We start from the raw sequence: 21,710 nt of genomic DNA, 5'->3' as shown, positions 1-21,710 counted from the left end.
CCATTGCGCCGGTGCGGCGGTCTGTCGCATGACGTTTTTGTAATCTTCGCGCCGCTAACGGCGGGGCAGGTCTCGGCAGAAGTCGGTCAGCACCTGCGGGTAAAGCTGATGCTCCGCAGTCTTGACCCGTTCGGCCAGGGCCCCGGCCGTGTCGCCCTCGACGATCGGCACGCGCGCTTGGCCAAGGATCGGTCCCTCGTCCACGCCCTCGGTCACCAGATGGACCGTGCAGCCGGCCTCGGCGTCGCCGGCGGCGATCGCACGGGCGTGGGTGTCCAAGCCGGGATACAGGGGCAGCAGGCTGGGGTGAATGTTCAGCATCCGCTCGCGCCAGCCGCCGACCAGCCAGGGCGTCAGAACACGCATATAGCCGGCCAGCGCTACGACCTCGACACCGACGTCGCGCAGGACCGCGTCCACCGCCCGCTCATGCGCCTCGCGATCCTTCCCGAACGGTTTGTGCGTCACGGTCGCCGTCGCCACGCCCTTGGCGGCCGCAATCGCCAGACCGCCCGCGCCCTCGATGTTCGACAGCACCAGCACGACCTCATAGCCGCTGTCCGGCGCCTGACCGGCGTCGATCAGAGCCGCCATGTTGGAGCCCGCCCCAGAGATCAGGACGGCGACGCGGACGGGGGGGGCGGCTTGGGGCGACATGGCGCCTCGCATGACGGCGCGGGCGACGCTTGGCAAGTTTCAAACGCGATCCACCCTTGTTGTCGGCTGGGTTCGGGCGTTAGCGTGTAACGCCGACCGCATGGCGAGGGGTCGTGGGTCGGCGCGTACAGGGGACTATCGCATGAAGAGACTGATCTGCCTCGCGGCCACCGCCGCGATGCTGGGCGCGCCCGTGGCGGCGCTGGCCCAGGAAAGCGGGACCAACAGCAGCAGCAACAATGGCGGGGGCGCAGCGATGCGATCCGCAACCGACCGGTTCCGCAACGCCAACGCCGAGGCGATCGAAAAGGACTGGGCGCGCGCACCGGTCGAGGAGACCGAAGTCACGACGGCCCATTCGGTCAACGCCCACGGCAAGACTCTGCGCTACAAGGCGACGGCGGGCACCCTGACGATCCGCGACGATGCGGGGATGCCGACCGCCAGCCTGTTCTACACCGCCTATACGCTGGACGGTCAGCCGGTCGGGACGCGGCCGGTGACCTATCTCTACAACGGCGGACCAGGCTCGCCGACCGTGTGGCTGCATATGGGCTCGTTTGGGCCGATGCGGGTCCAGACCGATGAGCCGACCGTGGTGAGGCCGGCGCCCTTCGCCTTCGGCCCGAACGACCAGACCCTGCTGGATCAGACGGACCTGGTCTTCATCGACATGGTAGGCGCGGGCTTCTCGCGTCCGTTGGGCGAGACGCCGGGTTCGACCTTCTGGGGCGTGGACGGAGACGCCGACGCCTTCGCTCGCGCCATCATGCGCTACACAACCAAGTTCAGCCGTTGGTCCAGCCCGAAATACATTATCGGCGAATCCTATGGCACGCTGCGCACCGGTGCGGTGGCGTTCCAGCTTGAGGATCGCGGGATGTCGCTGAACGGCGTGGTGCTGCTGTCGTCGATCATGAACTATGGCGTGCGTCAGCCCGGCTATCCGCAGAACTTCGTCACCCTGTTGCCGACCTATGCGGCGACGGCTTGGTATCATCGCAAGCTGGCGAACCCGGCCGCGACGGTCGAGGAACAGGTCCAGCGGGCACGCGACTTCGCATTGGGGCCGTATGCCTCCGCCCTGGCCAAGGGGCATATGATCTCTGACGCCGAGCGCGCGGACATCGTGCGTCAGATGAGCGACCTGACCGGCCTGTCGACCACCTTCATCGACAACGCGAATATGCGAGTGGACCTCGGGGCATTCCGCAAGGAACTGCTGCGCGACCGGCGCCAGACGATCGGGCGGCTGGACACCCGCTACATGGGTCTGGATGAGGATGCGGCGGGCGGCGAGCCGGAGGATGATCCGTCCAGCTCGGCAGTGACGGGGGCCTATTTCGGCATCTTCCGCGACTATGTGGCAAACGAACTGAACTACAAGACCGACGTCGAATACCGGATGTCGGCGCGCGGTCTGCCCGGCTTCAACTGGAACTGGAGCCACCGTCCGCCGGTTGGAGGGCCGCAGACCACGCCGAATACGGCCATCGATCTGGCCACGGCGATGCGGCGCAATCCGTATCTGAAGGTGATGTCGCTGAACGGCTATTACGACGCCGCCACGCCCTTCTTCTCGACCGAGTTCGACCTGGCCCAGATGATGCTGGAGCCCAGCCTGCGGCCGAACCTGGAGTTCACCTACTATGAGGGCGGGCACATGATGTACCTTAGCCACGACGCTCTGGTGAAGCTGCACGCCGACCTGTCGCGCTTCTACGCCGAGACGGCGAACGGCGGGGTCCGGTAAGCCCTGCGGGACCTGGGAGCGGCTTAGGCCGCTTCCAGTTGTCCGCAGACGAAGGCGACTTCGCCGGCGTTTAGGAGGGCCGCCAGCACGGGCTCGGCGTTCTCGGGCGAGACGATCAGGATGAAGCCGACGCCGCAGTTGAAGGTGCGGCGCATTTCGTGGTCGCTGATGCCGCCGGTTTCGGCCAGCCACTGGAAGACGGCGGGCATGGGCCAGGCGTTCCAGTCGAAGCGGGCCTGCAGACCCTCGGCGATGCAGCGGGGCGGGTTTTCGATCAGGCCGCCGCCGGTGATGTGGGCCGCGCCCTTGACCAGGCCCGCCTTCATGATCGGCAGCACCGGCTTCACATAGATGCGGGTCGGCTCCATCAGGGCCTGGGCCAGCGAGCGGTCCTTGGCGAAGGGGGCGTCGTCGCCCCAGGCCAGGCCGGACTTCTCGACCACCTTGCGGACCAGCGAATAGCCGTTGGAGTGGGGGCCGGTGGAAGCCAGGCCGATGATGACGTCGCCGGCCGCCTGGCGATCCAGATAGGGCAGGGCGTGGCCGCGTTCGACGGCGCCGAGACTGAACCCGGCCAGATCGTAGTCGCCCTCGGTGTACATGCCCGGCATTTCGGCCGTCTCGCCCCCGACCAGGGCGCAGCCGGCCTGGCGACAACCCTCGGCGATGCCGGCGACGACGCGGCGGGCGGCGTCGATCTCAAGCCGGCCGGTGGCGTAATAGTCGAGGAACAGCAGGGGTTCGGCGCCCTGGGCCAACAGGTCGTTGACGCACATGGCGACCAGGTCGACGCCGACGCCGTCGTGACGGCCGGTCTCGATCGCGATCTTCAGCTTGGTGCCGACGCCGTCGGTCGTGGTAACGATCAGCGGGTCCTGGAAGCCGGCGGCCTTGAGGTCGAACAGGGCGCCGAATCCGCCCAGCGAGGGCTCCGATCCGGGGCGCGCCGTCGACTTGGCCAGCGGCTTGATATGTTCCACCAGCATTTCGCCCGCGTCGATGTCCACGCCCGCATCGGCGTAGGTCAGACCGTTTTCGAGAGGCTTTTGGGTGTCGCTCATGGGATCTCGGGCCTGAATCGGGGCGGAAATGCAGCGCGGCTCTTGCCACAGGTAGGATGCGCGGGGCTATAGCATCGGAATGACGCCGATCACCACCACCGAGGCGCTGGCCGATTTCTGCGCCCGCGTAGCCACAGCTCCCTTCATCACGGTCGACACCGAGTTCATGCGGGAAACGACCTATTGGCCCAGGCTGTGCCTGATCCAGGCGGCCTCGGCCGATCACGCCGCCATCATCGACCCGATGGCCGAGGGGCTGGATCTTGAGCCGTTCCTGGCGCTGTTGCGCGACGAGAAGATCGTGAAGGTCTTCCACGCCTGTCGCCAGGACGTGGAAATCTTCGTGCGCCTGGGGGCCATGCCCAACCCGATGTTCGACACCCAGGTCGCCGCCATGGCCGCCGGGTTCGGCGAACAGGTCGCTTATGATTCGCTGGTTCGGCAGATACTGCGGATCGAGGTGGACAAGGGCAGCCGCTTTACCGACTGGGCGCGCCGGCCGTTGTCGGACAACCAACTGGTCTACGCGCTGGGCGACGTGACGCACCTTGCGGCGCTTTATCCCAAGCTGCGCGACCGGCTGCAGAAGGAAGGCCGGCTCGAGTGGGTCATGTCGGAGATGGAGAGCCTGACTGATCCGGCCCTCTACGACACCAATCCCGAAAACGCCTGGAAGCGGCTGAAGCCCAAGAAGTTCTCGGCCAAATATCTGGCGGCGTTTAAGGCCGTCGCCGTCTGGCGCGAGCGGGCGGCGCAGGAGCGCGACCAACCGCGGGGCCGCATCCTGAAGGATGAGGGCATCGACGAGATCGCTCAACAGACCCCGACGGATGTCGAGGCCTTCAATCGCCTGCGCTCGGTGCCCAAGGGTTTCGGCGGTTCACGGCTGGGTCTGGAACTGGCCGAGGAGCTGAAACGGGTTCTGGCCGATCCTGAAGCCTTTGCGCCCGAGATGGAGCGCCCCGCCCACCGCCAGCCGGCGCCGCCGTCGGTGGTCGAGCTGTTGAAGGTGCTGCTGAAGGCCAAGAGCGACAACGCCGGCGTGGCCTCCAAGCTGATCGCCACCGTGTCGGACCTTGAAAAGATCGCCATCAGCGACGACGCCGACATCGACGCCATGAAGGGCTGGCGCCGCCAGATCTTCGGCGAGGATGCGCTGAAGCTGAAGCGCGGCGAGATCGCCCTGGTGCTGAACGGCGCGCGGGTGGAAGTCGTCGAGATCGAGTAGGGTTTACAGGTCTCCTGCCCGTTTTGCGGGGAGGGGGACCGCGAAGCGGTGGAGGGGCTCTTGAAGTCCCGCAGGCGCCTGTGAGGCGGTGAAGAGCCCCTCCGTCACGGCGCTGAAGAAGCGCCGCGCCACCTCCCCACCAAGTGGGGAGGAGACGGGTCGCCTTTAGCGCCGACGCGGCGTCAGGATGTCGCCCAGGCGGTCGGGCGTGCCGGGGATGCGTTCCAGGCGGGGATAGCGCAGGCCGTCGTGGTAGTCGAAGACGACGGTGCGGTATTGCTCGTCGTCCTTGACGATCAAGGTGACGGGCGTCGACGGATCCTTGGCCGCGGTGACGGCCTCGGTCAGGCGTTCGGCGCTGGCGGCCTGCCCGTTGACGGCGACGATCTCCATCCCGGCGGCCAGGCCCGACTTGAAGGCCAGGCCGTTCCACTGGACGCTGCGAATCCTGTTGCCCTCGCCGGTCTGGAAGCCCAGCGAATAGGTGAAGTCGTTGCGTTTCAGCTCGGCGTACAGGGTCTTCATGTAGTCGGTGGGCTTGTCCGTGAAGGCCAGGCGCCAGCCGCCGCGCGCCAGACCGTCCAGCGGGGCGCGGGCCTCAGGGCCGTCGGCGTCCAGGCGGGTGCGCAGGAAGGTCGCCCAGTCATTGGCGACGACGCCGTTCAGGGCCGCGACCACATCCTCGAACGTATAGGGGGCCGGCGTATAGCTGCCGTCCTGGACGCCGTAGAAGGCGCGGGCGAAGTCGTCGAGCGACTGCCGGCCGCCGGTCTTTTCGCGGATCGTCGTGTCGACGTCGAGCCAGATCAGCTGGCCCTCCGAATAGTAGTCCTCGTCGCGCTGCCATGACAGCCAGCCCTTGGGCTGGCGCTGGCTGATGATGGGGTCGTTGGTGGTGTCCTGCATCGCGCGCCATTCGCGGCCGACGCGCGTGTCGAAGGTCGCGGCGGTCATGGCCAGGGCGTCCATCGCCTGTTGCTTGCTGAGCAGGCCCGAGCGGGCGGCGATGACCTGACCATAGTACTGGGTCTGGCCCTCGTAGACCCACAGCAGGCTGTTCTGCAGGGGCGAGTTGAAGTTGGGCACATACTGGTCGGCGGGCCGACGCCATTTGCCGTCCCAGGAGTGGTTCATCTCGTGGCTGAGCAGGTCGCGGTCGGACAGGTGGGTGTCCCAGCCGGTGAAGAAGGCGGGATCGACCGAGTTTTCCGAACTGCGGTGATGCTCCAGCCCGATGCCGCCCAGCTTGTCCGTCATGGCGATCAGGAAGTCGTAGTGGTCGAAATGGCGCGCGCCATACAGGCGGTCCATCTGGGCGACCAGATTGCGCAGGATCTGGATTTGCTCGTCGGTGGCATTCAGGCTGTCGGCCTTGTCCGCGACGATGTTGGCGCGAACGGGCGAGCGGCCGCCGGGATCGAGGTCGATCTGGCGATAGTGGACGCCGGCGAAGACCGGGCTGTCGATCAGCACCTCCAGATTGACGGGCTTGAACGTCTGGACGTCGCCAGCCTTGGTTTCGGGCTCCAGCGCCGTGCCGAACTGCCAGCCGGCGGGGAATTTGACCGTGGGCTGGACCGTGATGTTCCGCGACCAGTGGCCGGCGGGATAAAGCAGCATCTTCTCCCACTGGATGTTCAGCATCTCGGGCGTCATCGTGATGCGGCCCTGATTGCCGGTCGTCGGCGACAGGTGCTGCAGGGTGATGTCGAGCGCCGTCGCACCGGCCGGGACGACCACGTGGTAGGCGAAGGGATGCAGGGTGTCGCGAACCCACTGCACGCGCTGGCCGTTCGCGGTGATCTCGATGCCGGCCAGCTGCGCGATGGGGCCGACAGGGCCGTGGTTGCCCGGCAGCCACTCGGGGAAGAACAGGGTCATCGGTCCCGCCTGGGTGACCGGGATCGTTTCCTTCACCGCAAAGATGTGTTGGGCCAGGTTGGTGGCGTCGACGTCCAGGGTGATGACGCCTGGATAGGCGACGTCCCGCGCTTCAGGAATGGCGGGCAGGGGCGCGGGCAGGGCGGGCGGCGTGGTCGAGGCCTGCTGCGCCAGGGCGGCCGGGGCGGTCGAGGCCAATAGGAGGGCGAGGCCGAGAGGGGCGGCGTGCAGGCAAGAACGGATCATCGAGGACTCTTCAGGCGACTGGGGAGCCGCGACAGTCCGACGCAGGGGGCGGGGCGTCAAGCGTCAGCGCTGATCCGAAATTGCACTGCACCCCCGAAAACGCGTGCAAAATGCAAGGGCGTGCAATTCGGATCAGTCCTCCTCCATCGGACGCAGGGGCGGCGTGGTGGGCAGGTTGTGCTGTCGTTTCGGGTCCTTGGCCATACCCCGGTAGTAGCGCACAGCATGGTCATCGATCTTGGCGATGGCCTCCAGATCCTTGTGCAGCCGAGACCAGCCCCGCGCCTCGATCAGCTTGCCGTCGATCATCGCCCGTGAAGCATTGGCCCAGGCCAGACGCGCCATGTCGGCGGCGTTGCAGGGCAGGCGCTGGTCGATGGCGTCCAACTCATAGGCGTCGAGCGGTTCGAAGACCCCGCCGTGCGGCTGGTCCGAACGGCGCCAGCCCTCCGTGCGGGCGCGCCAACGGAAGGTTGACAGGCTGAGACCGTGGCGCGCGCAGACCTCCTGGGCGAACCCCCCGGCGAGATAGTCTTTGCAGGCGGCGGCCCAGGTTGCGGCGGACCGTCGGGTCCAGTCGGGCGAATTCGGATTGGGATCGGAGATGTCATCGGCCATGCCGCCCATAATGCGGGCGGCGTCGGCTATGGCCGGAACAATGACGCTTCGAGCGCCTAAGTGGTTCAATAGGCTGCGGTCAGGGTGTCGAAATAGGATGGAGCGCGGTCGCCAGCCATCCTGTTTCAGTCTTCAACCCGGCTTGACGTCAAGCAGTTCGACCGAGAAGCGCAGGGTGGAGTTGGGAGGCAGTTCGTCGCCGCCGACCCAGCGCGAGCCGTAGCCCAGCGAGGCGGGGATGACGAACTCATAGATTTCCCCGACGCGCATCAGGGCCACGCCCTCGGTCCAGCCCTTGATGACGCGGTTCAGCGGAAACTCGGCCGGCTCGTTGCGGGCGTAGGAACTGTCGAACTCGCGCCCGTCGATGAAGGTGCCGCGATAGTGGACCTTGACCGTGTCGGACCCGGAAGGCTGGACGCCCTCGGGGTGGGCCTTGCCGACGCGGCGATATTGCAGACCGCTTTCGGTGGTGGTCCAGCCGCGCCGGGCGCCGTTCCAGGCGAGGTAGGCGGTATTGCCGGCGTCCCAGGCCTGCTGCGGCGTCAGGGCCCCCTGGCCATTGACCTGATCGGCGGCGCGCGCGGCGGCCGAAGCCGTCTCGGCATAGGTCACCGGCGCGCGATGGGTGGCGCAGGCGGAGAGGGCGAGAGCGGCGAGCAGAGGCAGGGCGATCCGTGTCATAAGGCGACGCTAGATCAGGCCGTCGTCGCTCGCAACGAGATTGGTCGGCTCTGTCGAAAAGGTTCCCTGGGGCCTTTATTTCGTCGCGAATGCGCGTATATGTGCGCGCTCCGCAACACTCCATATGAGTCTGCGCGCAAGCGCCGAGGCCCGGTCCGTCGCCCTCCGACCGAGCGAAGGCGCGGCTCCTTCCCAGGGAGCCGGTACATTTCAGGCGTCCTGGCCCGGCAGCGGGCCGAGGGTGGATGCCGAAACCTTGGCTGCGGACGCGGAAACGCGCGCCGTGGCTGCTGCATTTCACGCACGCCTTCCCCGGGGCGTGCGCCATGGGAAACACTGAATGACTGACGTCGCCCACGATCTCGCCATCAACGGTCAGATCGCTTCCGCCACCTCGTTCACCGGCAAGAAGCGTATCCGCAAATCCTTCGGGCGTATCCCCGAAGCGATCGCGATGCCGAACCTAATCGAGGTTCAGCGCGCTTCCTACGAACAGTTCCTGCAGCGCGAGGTCCGTCCGGGCGTCCGCAAGGAGCAGGGCATCGAGGCGGTCTTCAAGTCGGTGTTCCCGATCAAGGACTTCAACGAGCGCGCCATCCTGGAATACGTCTCGTACGAGTTCGAAGAGCCGAAGTACGACGTCGAGGAATGCATTCAGCGCGACATGACCTATGCGGCGCCGCTGAAGGTCAAACTGCGCCTGATCGTGTTCGAAACCGACGAGGAAACGGGAGCCCGTTCGGTCAAGGACATCAAGGAGCAGGACGTCTACATGGGCGACATCCCGCTCATGACGGACAAGGGCACCTTCATCGTCAACGGCACCGAGCGCGTGATCGTCTCGCAGATGCACCGTTCGCCGGGCGTCTTCTTCGATCACGACAAGGGCAAGACGCACTCCTCGGGCAAGCTGCTGTTCGCCGCCCGCGTGATCCCGTACCGCGGCTCGTGGCTCGACTTCGAGTTCGACGCCAAGGACGTGGTCTATGTCCGCATCGACCGCCGCCGCAAGCTGCCCGCCACGACCTTCCTGATGGGTCTGGGCATGGACGGCGAAGAAATCCTGAAGACCTTCTACGAGACCGTGCCTTACGAGAAGCGCGGCGAAGGCTGGGTCACGCCTTACAAGGCCGAGCGCTGGCGCGGGGTTAAGCCGGAGTTCGACCTGATCGACGCCGACACCGGCGAAGTGGTCGCCCAGGCCGGTCAGAAGATCAGCGCCCGCGCCGCCAAGAAGCTGGGCGAGACGACGACCTCGCTGTCGCTGGCCGCCGACGCCCTGGTCACCAAGTATCTGGCCAATGACGCCGTCAACTTCGAGACCGGCGAAATCTTCGCCGAGGCCGGCGACGAACTGGACGCCCCGACCATCGAAGTGCTGGAGCAAAACGGCTTCACCACCATTGAAGTCTTGGACATCGACCACGTCACGGTCGGCGCCTACATGCGCAACACCCTGCGCGTGGATAAGAACGACAACCGCGAGGACGCCCTGTTCGACGTCTATCGCGTGATGCGTCCGGGCGAGCCGCCCACCCCGGAAGCCGCCGAGGCCATGTTCAACTCGCTGTTCTTCGACAGCGAACGCTACGACCTGTCGGCCGTCGGCCGGGTCAAGATGAACATGCGTCTGGAAAGCCCCGAGGTCTCCGACGAGATCCGCGTCCTGCGCAAGGAAGACGTGCTGAAGGTGCTGCAGATCTTGGTCGGCCTGAAGGACGGCCGCGGCGAGATCGACGACATCGACAACCTGGGCAACCGCCGGGTCCGTTCGGTCGGCGAGCTGCTGGAAAACCAGTACCGCGTCGGTCTGCTGCGCATGGAGCGCGCCATCAAGGAGCGCATGTCCTCGGTCGATATCGACACGGTCATGCCGCACGACCTGATCAACGCCAAGCCGGCCGCCGCCGCGGTTCGCGAGTTCTTCGGTTCGTCGCAGCTGTCGCAGTTCATGGACCAGACGAACCCGCTGTCGGAAATCACCCACAAGCGTCGTCTGTCGGCGCTTGGCCCGGGCGGTCTGACGCGTGAGCGCGCGGGCTTCGAAGTCCGCGACGTGCACCCGACCCACTACGGCCGCATCTGCCCGATTGAAACGCCGGAAGGCCCGAACATCGGCCTGATCAACTCGCTGGCCACCCACGCGCGCGTCAACAAGTACGGCTTCATCGAGAGCCCGTACCGTCGCGTGAAGGACGGCCAGGCCCAGGGCGAGGTGGTCTACATCTCGGCCATGGAAGAGTCGAAGTACACGATCGCCCAGGCCAACATCGAACTGAAGAACGGCCAGATCGTCGAGGACCTGGTCCCCGGCCGGATCAACGGTGAATCCCAGCTCCTGAACAAGGATGCCGTGGACATGATGGACGTGTCGCCGAAACAGGTCGTTTCGGTCGCCGCCGCCCTGATCCCGTTCCTGGAAAACGACGACGCCAACCGCGCGCTGATGGGCGCCAACATGCAACGTCAGGCCGTGCCTCTGGTGCAGTCGGACGCGCCGCTGGTCGGCACCGGCATGGAAGCGGTCGTGGCCGTGGACTCCGGCGCCGTCGTGGTCGCCCGTCGTGACGGCGTCGTCGAACAGATCGACGGCACCCGGATCGTTGTGCGCGCCACCGGCGACGTGGACGCCGCCCGCTCGGGCGTCGACATCTACCGCCTGTCGAAGTTCCAGCGTTCGAACCAATCGACCTGCATCAACCAGCGCCCGATCGTGCGCGTGGGCGATCAGGTGAAGGGCGGCGACGTCATCGCCGACGGCCCGTCGACGGACCTGGGCGAACTGGCTCTGGGCCGCAACGCCCTGGTCGCCTTCATGCCCTGGAACGGCTACAACTTCGAAGACTCCATCCTGATCTCCGAGCGCATCGTGCGCGACGACGTCTTCACCTCGATCCACCTGGAAGAGTTCGAAGTCGCCGCCCGCGATACGAAGCTTGGCCCTGAGGAAATCACGCGCGACATCCCCAACGTCGGCGAGGAGGCCCTGCGCAACCTCGACGAAGCGGGCATCGTGGCCATCGGCGCCGAGGTCCAGCCGGGCGACATCCTGGTCGGCAAGGTCACGCCGAAGGGTGAAAGCCCGATGACGCCGGAAGAGAAGCTGCTGCGCGCCATCTTCGGCGAGAAGGCTTCGGACGTGCGCGACACCTCCCTGCGCCTGCCGCCCGGCGTCGCCGGCACGATCGTCGACGTTCGCGTCTTCAACCGTCACGGCGTCGACAAGGACGAGCGCGCCATGGCGATCGAACGCGCCGAGATCGAACGTCTGGGCAAGGACCGCGACGACGAGCTCAAGATCCTGGAGCGCAACGTCTATGGCCGTCTGAAGCCGCTGATCGTCGGCAAGAACGCCGTGTCGGGGCCCAAGGGCATCGGCCGCGGCGAACTGACCGAAGAGAAGCTGGCCGAGGTCAGCCGTGGTCTGTGGTGGCAGATCGCCTTGGACGACGAAAAGGCCATGGGCGAGCTGGAAGCGATGAAGCGCCAGTTCGAGGACGCTCGCAAACAACTGGACCGTCGTTTCGAAGACAAGGTCGAGAAGCTGCAACGCGGCGACGAACTGCCCCCCGGCGTGATGAAGATGGTCAAGGTCTTCGTGGCCGTGAAGCGCAAGCTTCAGCCCGGCGACAAGATGGCCGGCCGTCACGGCAACAAGGGCGTCATCTCCAAGATCCTGCCGATCGAGGACATGCCGCACCTGGAAGACGGCACGCACGTCGACGTCGTTCTGAACCCGCTGGGCGTGCCGTCGCGCATGAACATCGGCCAGATCTTCGAGACCCACCTGGGTTGGGCCGCCGCCGGTCTGGGCAAGCAGATCTCCGGTCTGCTGGAAGCCTGGCAAGGGGGTGGTCAGAAGCAGGCTCTGGTCGAGCGTTTGACCGAAATCTACGGCCCGGAAACCCCGCTGCCGGAAGATGAGGAAGAACTGGTCGAACTGGCGAAGAACCTGTCCAAGGGCGTGCCCTTCGCGACCCCGGTCTTCGACGGCGCCCACATCAGCGACATCGAGCGTCTGCTGGAAGAGGCGGGGCTGAACAAGTCGGCGCAGTCGATCCTGTACGACGGCCAGACCGGCGAGCAGTTCAAGCGTCCGGTCACGGTCGGCTACATCTACATGCTGAAGCTGCACCACCTGGTCGACGACAAGATCCACGCCCGCTCCATCGGCCCGTACTCGCTGGTCACCCAGCAGCCGCTGGGCGGTAAGGCGCAGTTCGGCGGTCAGCGCTTCGGGGAAATGGAGGTCTGGGCTCTGGAAGCTTACGGCGCCGCCTACACCCTGCAGGAGATGTTGACGGTGAAGTCCGACGACGTGGCCGGCCGGACCAAGGTCTACGAGGCCATCGTCCGTGGCGACGACAGCTTCGAGGCCGGCATTCCCGAGAGCTTCAACGTGCTCATCAAGGAAATGCGTTCGCTGGGTCTGAACGTGGAGCTGGGGAACAGCTGATCTGGATCACGAGCCCTCTCTCGCCACGGCGGGGGAGGGCGATCCCTCCGCTTTTCTCCGTTCTGAATAATTTTCGCGGGTCAGCCCCGCAGAAGGAATCAAGATGAACCAGGAAGTCCTGAACATCTTCAACCCGGTCCCGGTCACCCCGACCTTCGACCAGATCAAGATCGCCCTGGCCTCGCCCGAGAAGATCCGTTCGTGGTCGTTCGGCGAGATCAAGAAGCCGGAAACCATCAACTACCGCACGTTCAAGCCCGAGCGTGACGGCCTGTTCTGCGCGCGTATCTTTGGCCCGACCAAGGACTACGAATGCCTGTGCGGCAAGTACAAGCGCATGAAGTACAAGGGCATCATCTGCGAGAAGTGCGGCGTCGAAGTCACCCTGGCCCGCGTTCGCCGCGAGCGCATGGGTCACATCGACCTGGCTGCGCCGGTCGCCCACATCTGGTTCCTGAAGTCGCTGCCCAGCCGCATCTCGCTGATGCTGGACATGGCGCTGAAGGACGTCGAGCGCGTCCTGTACTTCGAGAACTACATCGTCACCGAGCCGGGCCTGACCCCGCTGAAGCAGAACCAACTGCTGACGGAAGACGAGTTCTATCGCTACCAGGAAGAGTTCGGCGATGACGGCTTCACCGCCGAGATCGGCGCCGAGGCCGTCCGCAACCTGCTGATGGGCATCGACCTGAACGCGGAAGCTGAAAAGCACCGCGCAGAGCTGGCCGACAATCCCTCGGAAATGAAGGCCAAGAAGGCGTCCAAGCGCCTGAAGCTGATCGAGGCCTTCCTGGAATCGGGCAACAAGCCCGAGTGGATGATCCTGACGATCGTGCCGGTCATCCCGCCGGAATTGCGTCCGCTGGTGCCGCTGGACGGCGGTCGTTTCGCGACCTCCGACCTGAACGACCTGTATCGCCGCGTCATCAACCGCAACAACCGCCTGAAGCGCCTGATGGAGCTGCGCGCGCCGGACATCATCATCCGTAACGAAAAGCGGATGCTGCAGGAGTCGGTCGACGCCCTGTTCGACAACGGCCGTCGCGGTCGCGTGATCACCGGCGCCAACAAGCGTCCGCTGAAGTCGCTGGCCGACATGCTGAAGGGCAAGCAGGGTCGCTTCCGTCAGAACCTGCTGGGTAAGCGCGTCGACTATTCGGGTCGTTCGGTCATCACCGTGGGTCCGGAACTGAAGCTGCACGAGTGCGGCCTGCCCAAGAAGATGGCGCTGGAGCTGTTCAAGCCGTTCATCTATGCGCGCCTGGACGCCAAGGGCCTGTCGGGCACCGTCAAGCAATCCAAGCGCATGGTCGAGCGCGAGCAGCCCGCCGTCTGGGACATCCTGGACGAGGTCATCCGCGAGCACCCGGTTCTGCTGAACCGCGCGCCGACGCTTCACCGTCTGGGCATTCAGGCGTTCGAGCCCAAGCTGATCGAGGGCAAGGCCATCCGCCTGCACCCGCTGGTCTGCACCGCCTTCAACGCCGACTTCGACGGCGACCAGATGGCCGTTCACGTCCCGCTGAGCCTCGAGGCCCAGCTGGAAGCGCGCGTCCTGATGATGTCAACCAACAACATCCTGTCGCCCGCCAATGGCAAGCCGATCATCGTGCCGTCGCAGGACATCGTCCTGGGCCTGTACTATCTGTCGCTGGTCAAGGACGGCGAGCCGGGCGAAGGCAAGCTGTTCGCCAACATCGGCGAGATCGATGCGGCGCTGGACGCCAAGGTCGTCACCCTGCACACGCGCATTAAGGCGCGCTGGACGGAACAGGACGCCGAAGGCAAGGAGGTGACCAAGGTCATCGACACTACGCCGGGCCGGATGAAGCTGGCGGCTCTGCTGCCGCGCAACCCGAACGTCGGCTATCGCCTGCTTGAGAAGAACCTGACCAAGAAGGAAATCGGCAATCTGATCGACGTGGTCTATCGCCACTGCGGTCAGAAAGCGACGGTCATCTTCGCCGATCAGATGATGGGCCTGGGCTTCCGCGAAGCCGCCAAGGCCGGCATTTCGTTCGGCAAGGACGACATCGTGATCCCGGCCAAGAAGGTCGAGCTGGTCGCCGAGACCCGCACCCAGGTCGAGGAGTACGAGCAACAGTACGCCGACGGACTGATCACGCGCGGCGAGAAGTACAACAAGGTGGTCGACGCCTGGTCCAAGGCCACGGACCGGATCGCCGACGCCATGATGGGCGAGATCGCGCAACCGCGCGTGCTGATCGAGGGTGAAAACCCCGACATCAACTCGGTCTTCATGATGGCCAACTCCGGCGCCCGGGGTTCGCAGGCCCAGATGAAGCAACTGGGCGGCATGCGCGGCCTGATGGCCAAGCCGTCGGGCGAGATCATCGAGACGCCGATCACCTCGAACTTCAAGGAAGGCCTGACCGTCCTTGAATACTTCAACTCCACCCACGGCGCCCGTAAGGGTCTGGCCGACACCGCGCTGAAGACCGCCAACTCGGGTTATCTGACCCGTCGTCTGGTGGACGTGGCGCAGGACTCCATCGTCACCGAGCAGGATTGCGGCTCGACGCGCGGCATCACCCTGCGTGCGGTGATGGAAGGCGGCGACGTGCTGGTCTCGCTGGGTCAGCGCATCCTGGGTCGCTATGCGGCCGAGGACATCAAGGAGCCGGGCACGGATACCGTCCTGTTCCCCGCCGACACCTATCTGGTGGAAGAAGTCGCCGAGGCCGTCGAGGCTGCGGGCGTCCAGTCGGTCAAGGTCCGTTCGGCCCTGACCTGCGAGGCGGACGCCGGCATCTGCGCCCACTGCTACGGCCGTGACTTGGCGCGCGGCACCAACGTCAACATCGGCGAAGCGGTCGGCGTCATCGCCGCCCAGTCGATCGGCGAGCCGGGCACCCAGCTGACGATGCGGACCTTCCACATCGGCGGTACGGCCCAGGTGGCGGAAACCTCCTTCATGGAGGCGACCAACGCCGGTACGGCCAAGGTCACCGGCCCGACCGTCGTCGCGGCCCACGGCGACTTGGTGGCCATGAGCCGCAACGTCATCGTGACCGTGGTCGTGGACGGCAAGGACCGTGAGACGCACAAGGCTCCTTACGGCGCCCGCATCCGCGTCAAGGACGGCGACGAGGTCAAGAAGAACCAACGCCTGGCGGAGTGGGACCCCTACACCACCCCGATCCTGACGGAAGTCGGCGGCGTGGTGCGCTTCGAAGACCTGGTCGACGGCCTGTCGGTCAAGGAAGAAACCGACGAAGCGACGGGCATCGCCCAGCGCGTCGTCAGCGACTGGCGCGCCAGCCCGCGCGGCTCGGACCTGCGTCCGGCCATGGGCGTCACCCTGGGCGACGCCTACGCCAAGCTGTCGTCCGGTTCGGACGCCCGCTATCTGCTGCCGGTGGGCGCGGTTCTGTCCGTGTCGAACGGCGATGAGGTCAAGCCGGGCGAGATCATCGCTCGCGTTCCGACCGAAGGCGCCAAGACCCGTGACATCACCGGCGGTCTGCCGCGCGTCGCCGAACTGTTCGAAGCTCGCCGTCCGAAGGACTGCGCGGTCATCGCCGAGATGGATGGTCGCGTCGAATTCGGCCGCGACTACAAGAACAAGCGTCGCATCAAGATCACGCCCGAGCCCAACGCCGACGGCGTGCAGGGCGAACCGGTCGAGTTCCTGATCCCGAAGGGCAAGCACATCTCCGTCCACGACGGCGATCTGATCCAGAAGGGCGACTACATCATCGACGGCAACCCGGATCCGCACGATCTGCTGCGCATTCAGGGCGTCGAAGCGCTGGCCGAGTATCTGGTGAACGAAGTGCAGGAGGTCTATCGACTGCAGGGCGTGCCGATCAACGACAAGCACATCGAAGTCATCGTGCGTCAGATGCTGCAGAAGGTGGAAGTGCTGGATTCGGGTGAAACCACCTTGATTCGCGGCGACACCGTCGAAGTCGCCGAAGCCGTTCTGGAAAACGCCAAGGTCGAGAAGCGTGGCGGCCGTCTGGCCACCACCCAGCCCGTCCTGCTGGGCATCACCAAGGCGTCGCTGCAAACCCGCAGCTTCATCTCGGCGGCGTCCTTCCAGGAGACCACTCGCGTCCTCACCGACGCCTCGGTCCACGGCAAGAAGGACATGCTGGAAGGCCTGAAGGAAAACGTCATCGTCGGCCGCCTGATCCCGGCCGGCACTGGCGCCTACCTGCGCAGCCTGCAGAAGATCGCCAACGAGCGGGATGCAGAACTGACCTCGGCTCTGGAAGAGGCGATCGAGCCGCTGCCGGCCGATCTGCAACTGGAGCTGGAGAGCAGCGAGAGCTGATCTTTCGTTTCAAAAGCGAAGACATGAAGGGGGCGGCGCCGGCGACGGTGCCGCCCTTTTTCTATGCCTTGACGCGTGCTCGGATTGCGTTGAACTGAGCCAGGGTTGTGTAGAGGGCCGCCATGACGAAAGCTGACAAGGTGCTGTGGGGCCTAACGGCCGTGATTTTGTCGCTCTTCGTCGTCGTTGAAGCCAAGACGATGATGCTCAATCTCGGCGCGGCCATGCATGACGCCTATTGCCAGGATCACTAAGGGTCAGTCTTCCTTCCGTCCGATTTGTAGTCCTCCGACGCTCGCAGAAAAGCCTTGTCGGCGGCGTTCGCCCCGATTGATCGTCGTCTCTGCGCCTTGACGCATGTCAACGCCGGGAACGTCGGGCAACAGGGCGCCGGCGCAGCCTGTGCCGAAGTTCGAGCCGACGCAGTCCGCCGGGCCCACCACGCCGACCCCGCCGGACAGAGGACGACGCCGCGCCTCCCATTCGGCCAGACGCCGCGCCCCCTCGCGCGCAAAGGCGGCGTCACGCTCGGGGTTGCCCGTGCCGGTGATCGGAGCGGCGTTCATGCCGCGTCGCATGGCGTCCTCGCGGCAATGGGCGCGCTCGGCGGCGTTTAGCTGTTGCGGCGTGGTGCAGCCGATCAGGCCCTGACGCAGGACGCGCGACATGGCCCCGGCGCGATCGTTCGGATTGACCGTCCAGGCGTCCGGCGGGGCGGGCGCGCCTTGGGGCGTGAGCGCGGCGATTCGCGGACGGATCGGAGACGGGCGGACATCCTGCGGCGTCTGTTGAAGGGAGGGGGGCGTTTGAACCGTCGGGCGCGCGTTCCGCGCTGCGGCCGCCACGTCGTTGATTGCGCGCGCCTGGACCGGCGTTCTAGGCCGCTCGTCGGGCAGCAGGGGGCGGGGCGTGATGTCGACGTAGATGGGCGGCTGTTCGGGGGCGACGAGGTCGCCCTCTATGCCTAGGGCCGTGAACGACAGGAAGGCGATCAGCGCGGTGTTGATCGCCACCGACGCCGTCGCCAAACCCGCCTTTCGCCAGTCGAGGCGTTGGACGGGTCGCGTCACCTGTGCAAACGCCAATGCGTCGTCCCCCTTGCTCCAATGCAAGCTGTGCTAGAAGCATGGCCGCTTTCGGGCGGAGGGCGAAACGACGACAAGGGAAGCAACGCCTGGTTCCTGCTCTGAAGATGAGCGTCGCCTTGACCTTCGCGCCCATCGCGCGTAGAAGCCGCCCACTTTCGAGGCGTGACCGGTTCGCCGGTCTCTGAGATCGTGACAATCCAACGGACGGGCTGTGCCCGCCGGAACGCCCAAAGCGCGCGTTCCGGTTTTTCTGTTTGGGTGGTCGCGCGATCAGTCTCGATGACACCCGGGCGAGGGGATGGTCCCCCGTTCACAAGAAGGCGAGAGGCGCTTCGGTCGAAAGACACACGCCTCCATCAGAAGTCGAGACGAGTTTCGAATGCCTACGATCAACCAGCTGATCCGCAAGCCGCGCAAGCCCAAGCCCACCCGCAACAAGGTGCCGGCTCTGGAGGGTTCGCCCCAGCGTCGCGGCGTCTGCACCCGCGTTTACACCACGACCCCGAAGAAGCCGAACTCGGCTCTGCGTAAGGTCGCCAAGGTCCGTCTGGCCAAGAACGGCTACGAAGCCGTGTGCTACATCCCCGGCGAAGGCCACAACCTGCAAGAACACTCGGTTGTTCTGATCCGCGGCGGCCGCGTGAAGGACTTGCCCGGCGTTCGCTACCACATCCTGCGCGGCGTTCTGGATACCCAAGGCGTCAAGGACCGTAAGCAGCGTCGTTCGCACTACGGCGCCAAGCGTCCGAAGTAAGCCATTCTTCTCCGGGCCGTCGCGCCCGGAGGCCTTTTCGAGATCATCCCGGCGCTGGTCGGGCACTGCAAGGAATACCCCATGTCGCGTCGTCACCGCGCCCAGAAACGTGAAGTTCTGCCGGATCCCAAGTTCGGGGACTTGGTCGTCACCAAGTTCATGAACTACGTCATGTACGAAGGTAAGAAGGCCGTCGCCGAGAACATCGTGTACGGCGCCTTCGATATCCTGGCCGAGAAGAAGAAGGACCAGGAGCCGGTCGCGACCTTCCACGCCGCTTTGGAAAACGTCTCTCCGTCGGTCGAAGTGCGCTCGCGTCGCGTCGGCGGCGCCACCTATCAGGTGCCCGTCGAAGTCCGTCCGGACCGTCGTCGCGCCCTGGCCATCCGCTGGCTGGTGAACGCTGCGCGCAAGCGTGGCGAGAACACCATGACCGAAAAGCTGGCCGCCGAACTGCTGGACGCTTCGAACAACCGCGGCACCGCGGTCAAGAAGCGCGAAGACACCCACAAGATGGCCGAAGCCAACCGCGCCTTCAGCCACTATCGCTGGTAACGCCTTCAAAGCGTCATCTGCGCTGACTATCTAAGGGTTTCCGGTGCGGGCGGTTTGAGCTAAATCGCCCGCACTCGCTTATCCGAACACCGACATCCTTCCGTGGGCGCCCTTAAGCGTCCTGAAAACTTTCAAGGCACGTTTCCATGGCACGTACGCACGCGCTCCAGGACTACCGCAACTTCGGCATCATGGCCCACATCGACGCGGGCAAGACGACGACGACCGAGCGGATCCTGTATTACACCGGCAAATCCCACAAGATCGGCGAAGTCCACGACGGCGCCGCCACCATGGACTGGATGGACCAGGAGCAGGAGCGCGGCATCACCATCACGTCCGCCGCGACGACCGCCTTCTGGCAGAACAAGCGTCTGAACATCATCGACACCCCAGGCCACGTGGACTTCACCATTGAAGTCGAGCGTTCCTTGCGCGTCCTCGACGGCGCCGTGACGGTGCTGGACGGCAACGCCGGCGTCGAGCCGCAGACCGAAACCGTCTGGCGCCAGGCCGACAAGTACAAGGTTCCGCGCATCGTCTTCGTCAACAAGATGGACAAGATCGGCGCCGACTTCGACGCCTCGGTCGAGTCAATCCGCGACCGTCTGGGCGCCAAGGCCGTGCCGATCCAGTTCCCGATCGGCGCTGAATCCTCGCTGTCGGGTCTGGTCGATCTGGTCCGCATGACCGGCGTGGTCTGGGACAACGACGGCCTGGGCGCCTCCTACAAGGACGTGCCGATCCCCGACGACCTGATGGACAAGGCGATCGCTGCGCGTCAGTACCTGATCGACAACGCCGTCGAGCTGGACGACGAGGCGATGGAAGCCTACCTCGAAGGCAACGAGCCCGACGAAGCCACCATCAAGAAGTGCATCCGTAAGGCCGTTCTGACCGGCGCCTTCTATCCGATCCTGTGCGGCTCGGCCTTCAAGAACAAGGGCGTGCAGACGCTGCTGGACGCCGTCGTCGACTATCTGCCGTCGCCGCTGGACATCCCGCCGACCCCGGGCATCGACTTCAAGACCGAAGAGCCGGTCGTGCGTAAGGCTTCGGACGAAGAGCCCCTGTCGGTTCTGGCCTTCAAGATCATGGACGACCCCTTCGTCGGCTCGCTGACCTTCTGCCGCCTGTATTCGGGCAAGATGGAAACGGGCATGAGCCTGCTGAACTCCAGCCGCGACAAGAAAGAGCGCGTCGGCCGGATGCTGCAGATGCACTCCAACAACCGTGAAGACGTCAAGGAAGCCTACGCCGGCGACATCGTCGCCCTGGCCGGCCTGAAGGAAACCCGCACGGGCGACACCCTGTGCGACCCGATCAAGTCGCCCGTCATCCTGGAGAAGATGGAGTTCCCGGCGCCGGTCATCGAGATCTCGGTCGAGCCCAAGACCAAGGGCGACCAGGAGAAGCTGGGCGTCGCCCTGGCCAAGCTGGCCTCGGAAGATCCCTCCTTCACCGTCTCGACCGACCACGAGTCGGGCCAGACGATTCTGAAGGGCATGGGCGAACTGCACCTGGACATCAAGATCGACATCCTGAAGCGCACCTACAAGGTCGAGGCCAACATCGGCGCGCCGCAGGTCGCCTATCGTGAATCGCTGGGCCGCAAGGTCGACATCGACTACACGCACAAGAAGCAGACCGGCGGTACGGGCCAGTTCGCCCGCGTCATGATCACCTTCGAACCCGGCGAGCCGGGCTCGGGCTTCGTGTTCGAGAACTCGATCGTCGGCGGCGCCGTGCCGAAGGAATACATCCCCGGCGTCGAAAAGGGCCTGAACTCGGCCAAGGACAACGGCCTGCTGGCCGGCTTCCCGCTGATCGACTTCAAGGCGACTCTGACGGACGGCAAGTTCCACGACGTCGACTCCAGCGTGCTGGCGTTCGAAATCGCGGCCCGCGCCGCCTTCCGCGAACTGAAGGAGAAGGGTTCGCCCAAGCTGCTCGAGCCGATCATGGCGGTGGAAGTCGTGACCCCCGAGGAATATCTCGGCTCGGTCATCGGCGACCTGAACGGCCGTCGCGGCATGATCCAGGGTCAGGACATGCGCGGCAACGCCACCGTCGTGAACGCCTTCGTGCCGCTGGCCAACATGTTCGGCTACGTGAACACGCTGCGCGGCATGTCGCAGGGCCGCGCCCAGTTCACCATGCAATACGACCACTACGAGCCGGTGCCGCAACACGTCGCCGACGAAGTGATCAAGAAGTACGCCTAAGCTTTCCCTTTTCGGAAAGCCCGCCTATATGCGCCCGGACCGTAAGGACCGGGCGTCCTTAACCCCCAAACTGCAGGAACCCCGGTTCGGGGACCTTAGGAGCTAGAAAATGGCCAAGGAAAAGTTCGAACGGACGAAGCCGCACTGCAACATCGGCACGATTGGTCACGTTGACCACGGCAAGACGACGTTGACGGCAGCGAT

The 21,710-nt window shown here is 65.3% G+C and carries 15 protein-coding genes; 9 read left to right on the top strand and 6 right to left on the bottom strand.

Annotation, left to right across the window (positions count from 1 at the left end; genetic code table 11):
* Positions 1 to 54: 54 nt before the first annotated feature.
* Entirely contained in the window at positions 55 to 657 is a 603-nt protein-coding gene (gene purN / locus ABIC32_RS00075) for a phosphoribosylglycinamide formyltransferase (protein ID WP_233156639.1), read from the bottom strand.
* A gap of 142 nt (positions 658 to 799) precedes the next feature.
* Here purN and ABIC32_RS00070 point away from each other — a divergent pair, with 142 nt between their 5' ends.
* The gene (locus ABIC32_RS00070; RefSeq protein ID WP_354071491.1) at positions 800 to 2,410 is read left to right on the top strand and encodes a S10 family peptidase; all 1,611 of its coding nucleotides are present in this window, start codon (positions 800 to 802) and stop codon (positions 2,408 to 2,410) included.
* 23 nt (positions 2,411 to 2,433) lie between these two features.
* On the opposite strand, the gene purM is transcribed toward ABIC32_RS00070, so the two are convergent.
* Positions 2,434 to 3,471, bottom strand: a complete 1,038-nt coding sequence (gene purM, locus ABIC32_RS00065; RefSeq protein WP_153923648.1) for a phosphoribosylformylglycinamidine cyclo-ligase — start codon at positions 3,469 to 3,471, stop codon at positions 2,434 to 2,436.
* Between the two features lie 79 nt (positions 3,472 to 3,550).
* Here purM and rnd point away from each other — a divergent pair, with 79 nt between their 5' ends.
* The gene (gene rnd / locus ABIC32_RS00060; RefSeq protein WP_354071488.1) at positions 3,551 to 4,699 is read left to right on the top strand and encodes a ribonuclease D; all 1,149 of its coding nucleotides are present in this window, start codon (positions 3,551 to 3,553) and stop codon (positions 4,697 to 4,699) included.
* A 165-nt stretch (positions 4,700 to 4,864) separates the two neighbouring features.
* On the opposite strand, the gene ABIC32_RS00055 is transcribed toward rnd, so the two are convergent.
* The 3 genes from ABIC32_RS00055 to ABIC32_RS00045 form a co-directional block, all read right to left on the bottom strand.
* Positions 4,865 to 6,826 (bottom strand): M61 family metallopeptidase, encoded by a 1,962-nt coding sequence (locus tag ABIC32_RS00055; protein WP_354071486.1) that lies wholly within the window; start codon positions 6,824 to 6,826, stop codon positions 4,865 to 4,867.
* A gap of 132 nt (positions 6,827 to 6,958) precedes the next feature.
* On the bottom strand, positions 6,959 to 7,444 hold the full coding sequence (locus ABIC32_RS00050; protein WP_354071484.1) for a hypothetical protein: 486 nt from the start codon (positions 7,442 to 7,444) through the stop codon (positions 6,959 to 6,961).
* Positions 7,445 to 7,576: 132 nt separating this feature from the next.
* On the bottom strand, positions 7,577 to 8,128 hold the full coding sequence (locus tag ABIC32_RS00045; RefSeq protein WP_354071482.1) for an FKBP-type peptidyl-prolyl cis-trans isomerase: 552 nt from the start codon (positions 8,126 to 8,128) through the stop codon (positions 7,577 to 7,579).
* A 340-nt stretch (positions 8,129 to 8,468) separates the two neighbouring features.
* Between ABIC32_RS00045 and rpoB the strand changes: the two genes are divergently transcribed.
* The 3 genes from rpoB to ABIC32_RS00030 all read left to right on the top strand — a co-directional run bounded on the left by rpoB (position 8,469) and on the right by ABIC32_RS00030 (position 17,138).
* Positions 8,469 to 12,584, top strand: coding sequence for a DNA-directed RNA polymerase subunit beta (rpoB, locus tag ABIC32_RS00040; protein ID WP_199060940.1), 4,116 nt, complete (start codon positions 8,469 to 8,471; stop codon positions 12,582 to 12,584).
* Between the two features lie 103 nt (positions 12,585 to 12,687).
* Positions 12,688 to 16,884 (top strand): DNA-directed RNA polymerase subunit beta', encoded by a 4,197-nt coding sequence (rpoC, locus tag ABIC32_RS00035; protein WP_354071479.1) that lies wholly within the window; start codon positions 12,688 to 12,690, stop codon positions 16,882 to 16,884.
* A 122-nt stretch (positions 16,885 to 17,006) separates the two neighbouring features.
* Positions 17,007 to 17,138 carry a hypothetical protein gene (locus ABIC32_RS00030; RefSeq protein WP_255353850.1) on the top strand — a complete coding sequence of 44 codons (132 nt, stop codon included), beginning with the start codon at positions 17,007 to 17,009 and terminating at the stop codon, positions 17,136 to 17,138.
* Positions 17,139 to 17,141: 3 nt separating this feature from the next.
* Here ABIC32_RS00030 and ABIC32_RS00025 read toward each other — a convergent pair whose 3' ends face one another.
* Positions 17,142 to 17,954 (bottom strand): hypothetical protein, encoded by an 813-nt coding sequence (locus ABIC32_RS00025; protein WP_354071476.1) that lies wholly within the window; start codon positions 17,952 to 17,954, stop codon positions 17,142 to 17,144.
* Between the two features lie 397 nt (positions 17,955 to 18,351).
* Between ABIC32_RS00025 and rpsL the strand changes: the two genes are divergently transcribed.
* The 4 genes from rpsL to ABIC32_RS00005 all read left to right on the top strand — a co-directional run.
* A complete protein-coding gene (gene rpsL, locus ABIC32_RS00020; protein WP_008260482.1) occupies positions 18,352 to 18,726 on the top strand; it encodes a 30S ribosomal protein S12 in 375 nt (124 codons plus the stop codon).
* An 81-nt stretch (positions 18,727 to 18,807) separates the two neighbouring features.
* Positions 18,808 to 19,281 carry a 30S ribosomal protein S7 gene (rpsG, locus tag ABIC32_RS00015; RefSeq protein WP_017506744.1) on the top strand — a complete coding sequence of 158 codons (474 nt, stop codon included), beginning with the start codon at positions 18,808 to 18,810 and terminating at the stop codon, positions 19,279 to 19,281.
* A 146-nt stretch (positions 19,282 to 19,427) separates the two neighbouring features.
* Positions 19,428 to 21,506, top strand: coding sequence for an elongation factor G (fusA, locus tag ABIC32_RS00010; protein ID WP_017506743.1), 2,079 nt, complete (start codon positions 19,428 to 19,430; stop codon positions 21,504 to 21,506).
* Between the two features lie 109 nt (positions 21,507 to 21,615).
* The coding region (locus tag ABIC32_RS00005) for a GTP-binding protein (protein ID WP_132095103.1) at positions 21,616 to 21,710 on the top strand (95 nt) is incomplete at its 3' end.

Origin of the sequence: Brevundimonas sp. 1080, from assembly GCF_040545985.1 — a bacterium.
Lineage (GTDB): Bacteria > Pseudomonadota > Alphaproteobacteria > Caulobacterales > Caulobacteraceae > Brevundimonas.
The sequence above is the reverse complement of the archived record's forward strand: the minus strand, read 5'-3'. Positions and strand labels throughout refer to the sequence as shown.

Coding starts and splice junctions, on each gene's coding strand:
- ABIC32_RS00030 (WP_255353850.1), top strand. CDS start 17,007: ATGACGAAAGCTGACAAGGTGCTGTGGGGCCTAACGGCCGTGATTTTG.
- purM (WP_153923648.1), bottom strand. CDS start 3,471: ATGAGCGACACCCAAAAGCCTCTCGAAAACGGTCTGACCTACGCCGAT.
- rnd (WP_354071488.1), top strand. CDS start 3,551: ATGACGCCGATCACCACCACCGAGGCGCTGGCCGATTTCTGCGCCCGC.
- rpoC (WP_354071479.1), top strand. CDS start 12,688: ATGAACCAGGAAGTCCTGAACATCTTCAACCCGGTCCCGGTCACCCCG.
- ABIC32_RS00045 (WP_354071482.1), bottom strand. CDS start 8,128: ATGACACGGATCGCCCTGCCTCTGCTCGCCGCTCTCGCCCTCTCCGCC.
- rpsL (WP_008260482.1), top strand. CDS start 18,352: ATGCCTACGATCAACCAGCTGATCCGCAAGCCGCGCAAGCCCAAGCCC.
- rpsG (WP_017506744.1), top strand. CDS start 18,808: ATGTCGCGTCGTCACCGCGCCCAGAAACGTGAAGTTCTGCCGGATCCC.
- ABIC32_RS00050 (WP_354071484.1), bottom strand. CDS start 7,444: ATGGCCGATGACATCTCCGATCCCAATCCGAATTCGCCCGACTGGACC.
- ABIC32_RS00070 (WP_354071491.1), top strand. CDS start 800: ATGAAGAGACTGATCTGCCTCGCGGCCACCGCCGCGATGCTGGGCGCG.
- ABIC32_RS00055 (WP_354071486.1), bottom strand. CDS start 6,826: ATGATCCGTTCTTGCCTGCACGCCGCCCCTCTCGGCCTCGCCCTCCTA.
- fusA (WP_017506743.1), top strand. CDS start 19,428: ATGGCACGTACGCACGCGCTCCAGGACTACCGCAACTTCGGCATCATG.
- rpoB (WP_199060940.1), top strand. CDS start 8,469: ATGACTGACGTCGCCCACGATCTCGCCATCAACGGTCAGATCGCTTCC.
- purN (WP_233156639.1), bottom strand. CDS start 657: ATGTCGCCCCAAGCCGCCCCCCCCGTCCGCGTCGCCGTCCTGATCTCT.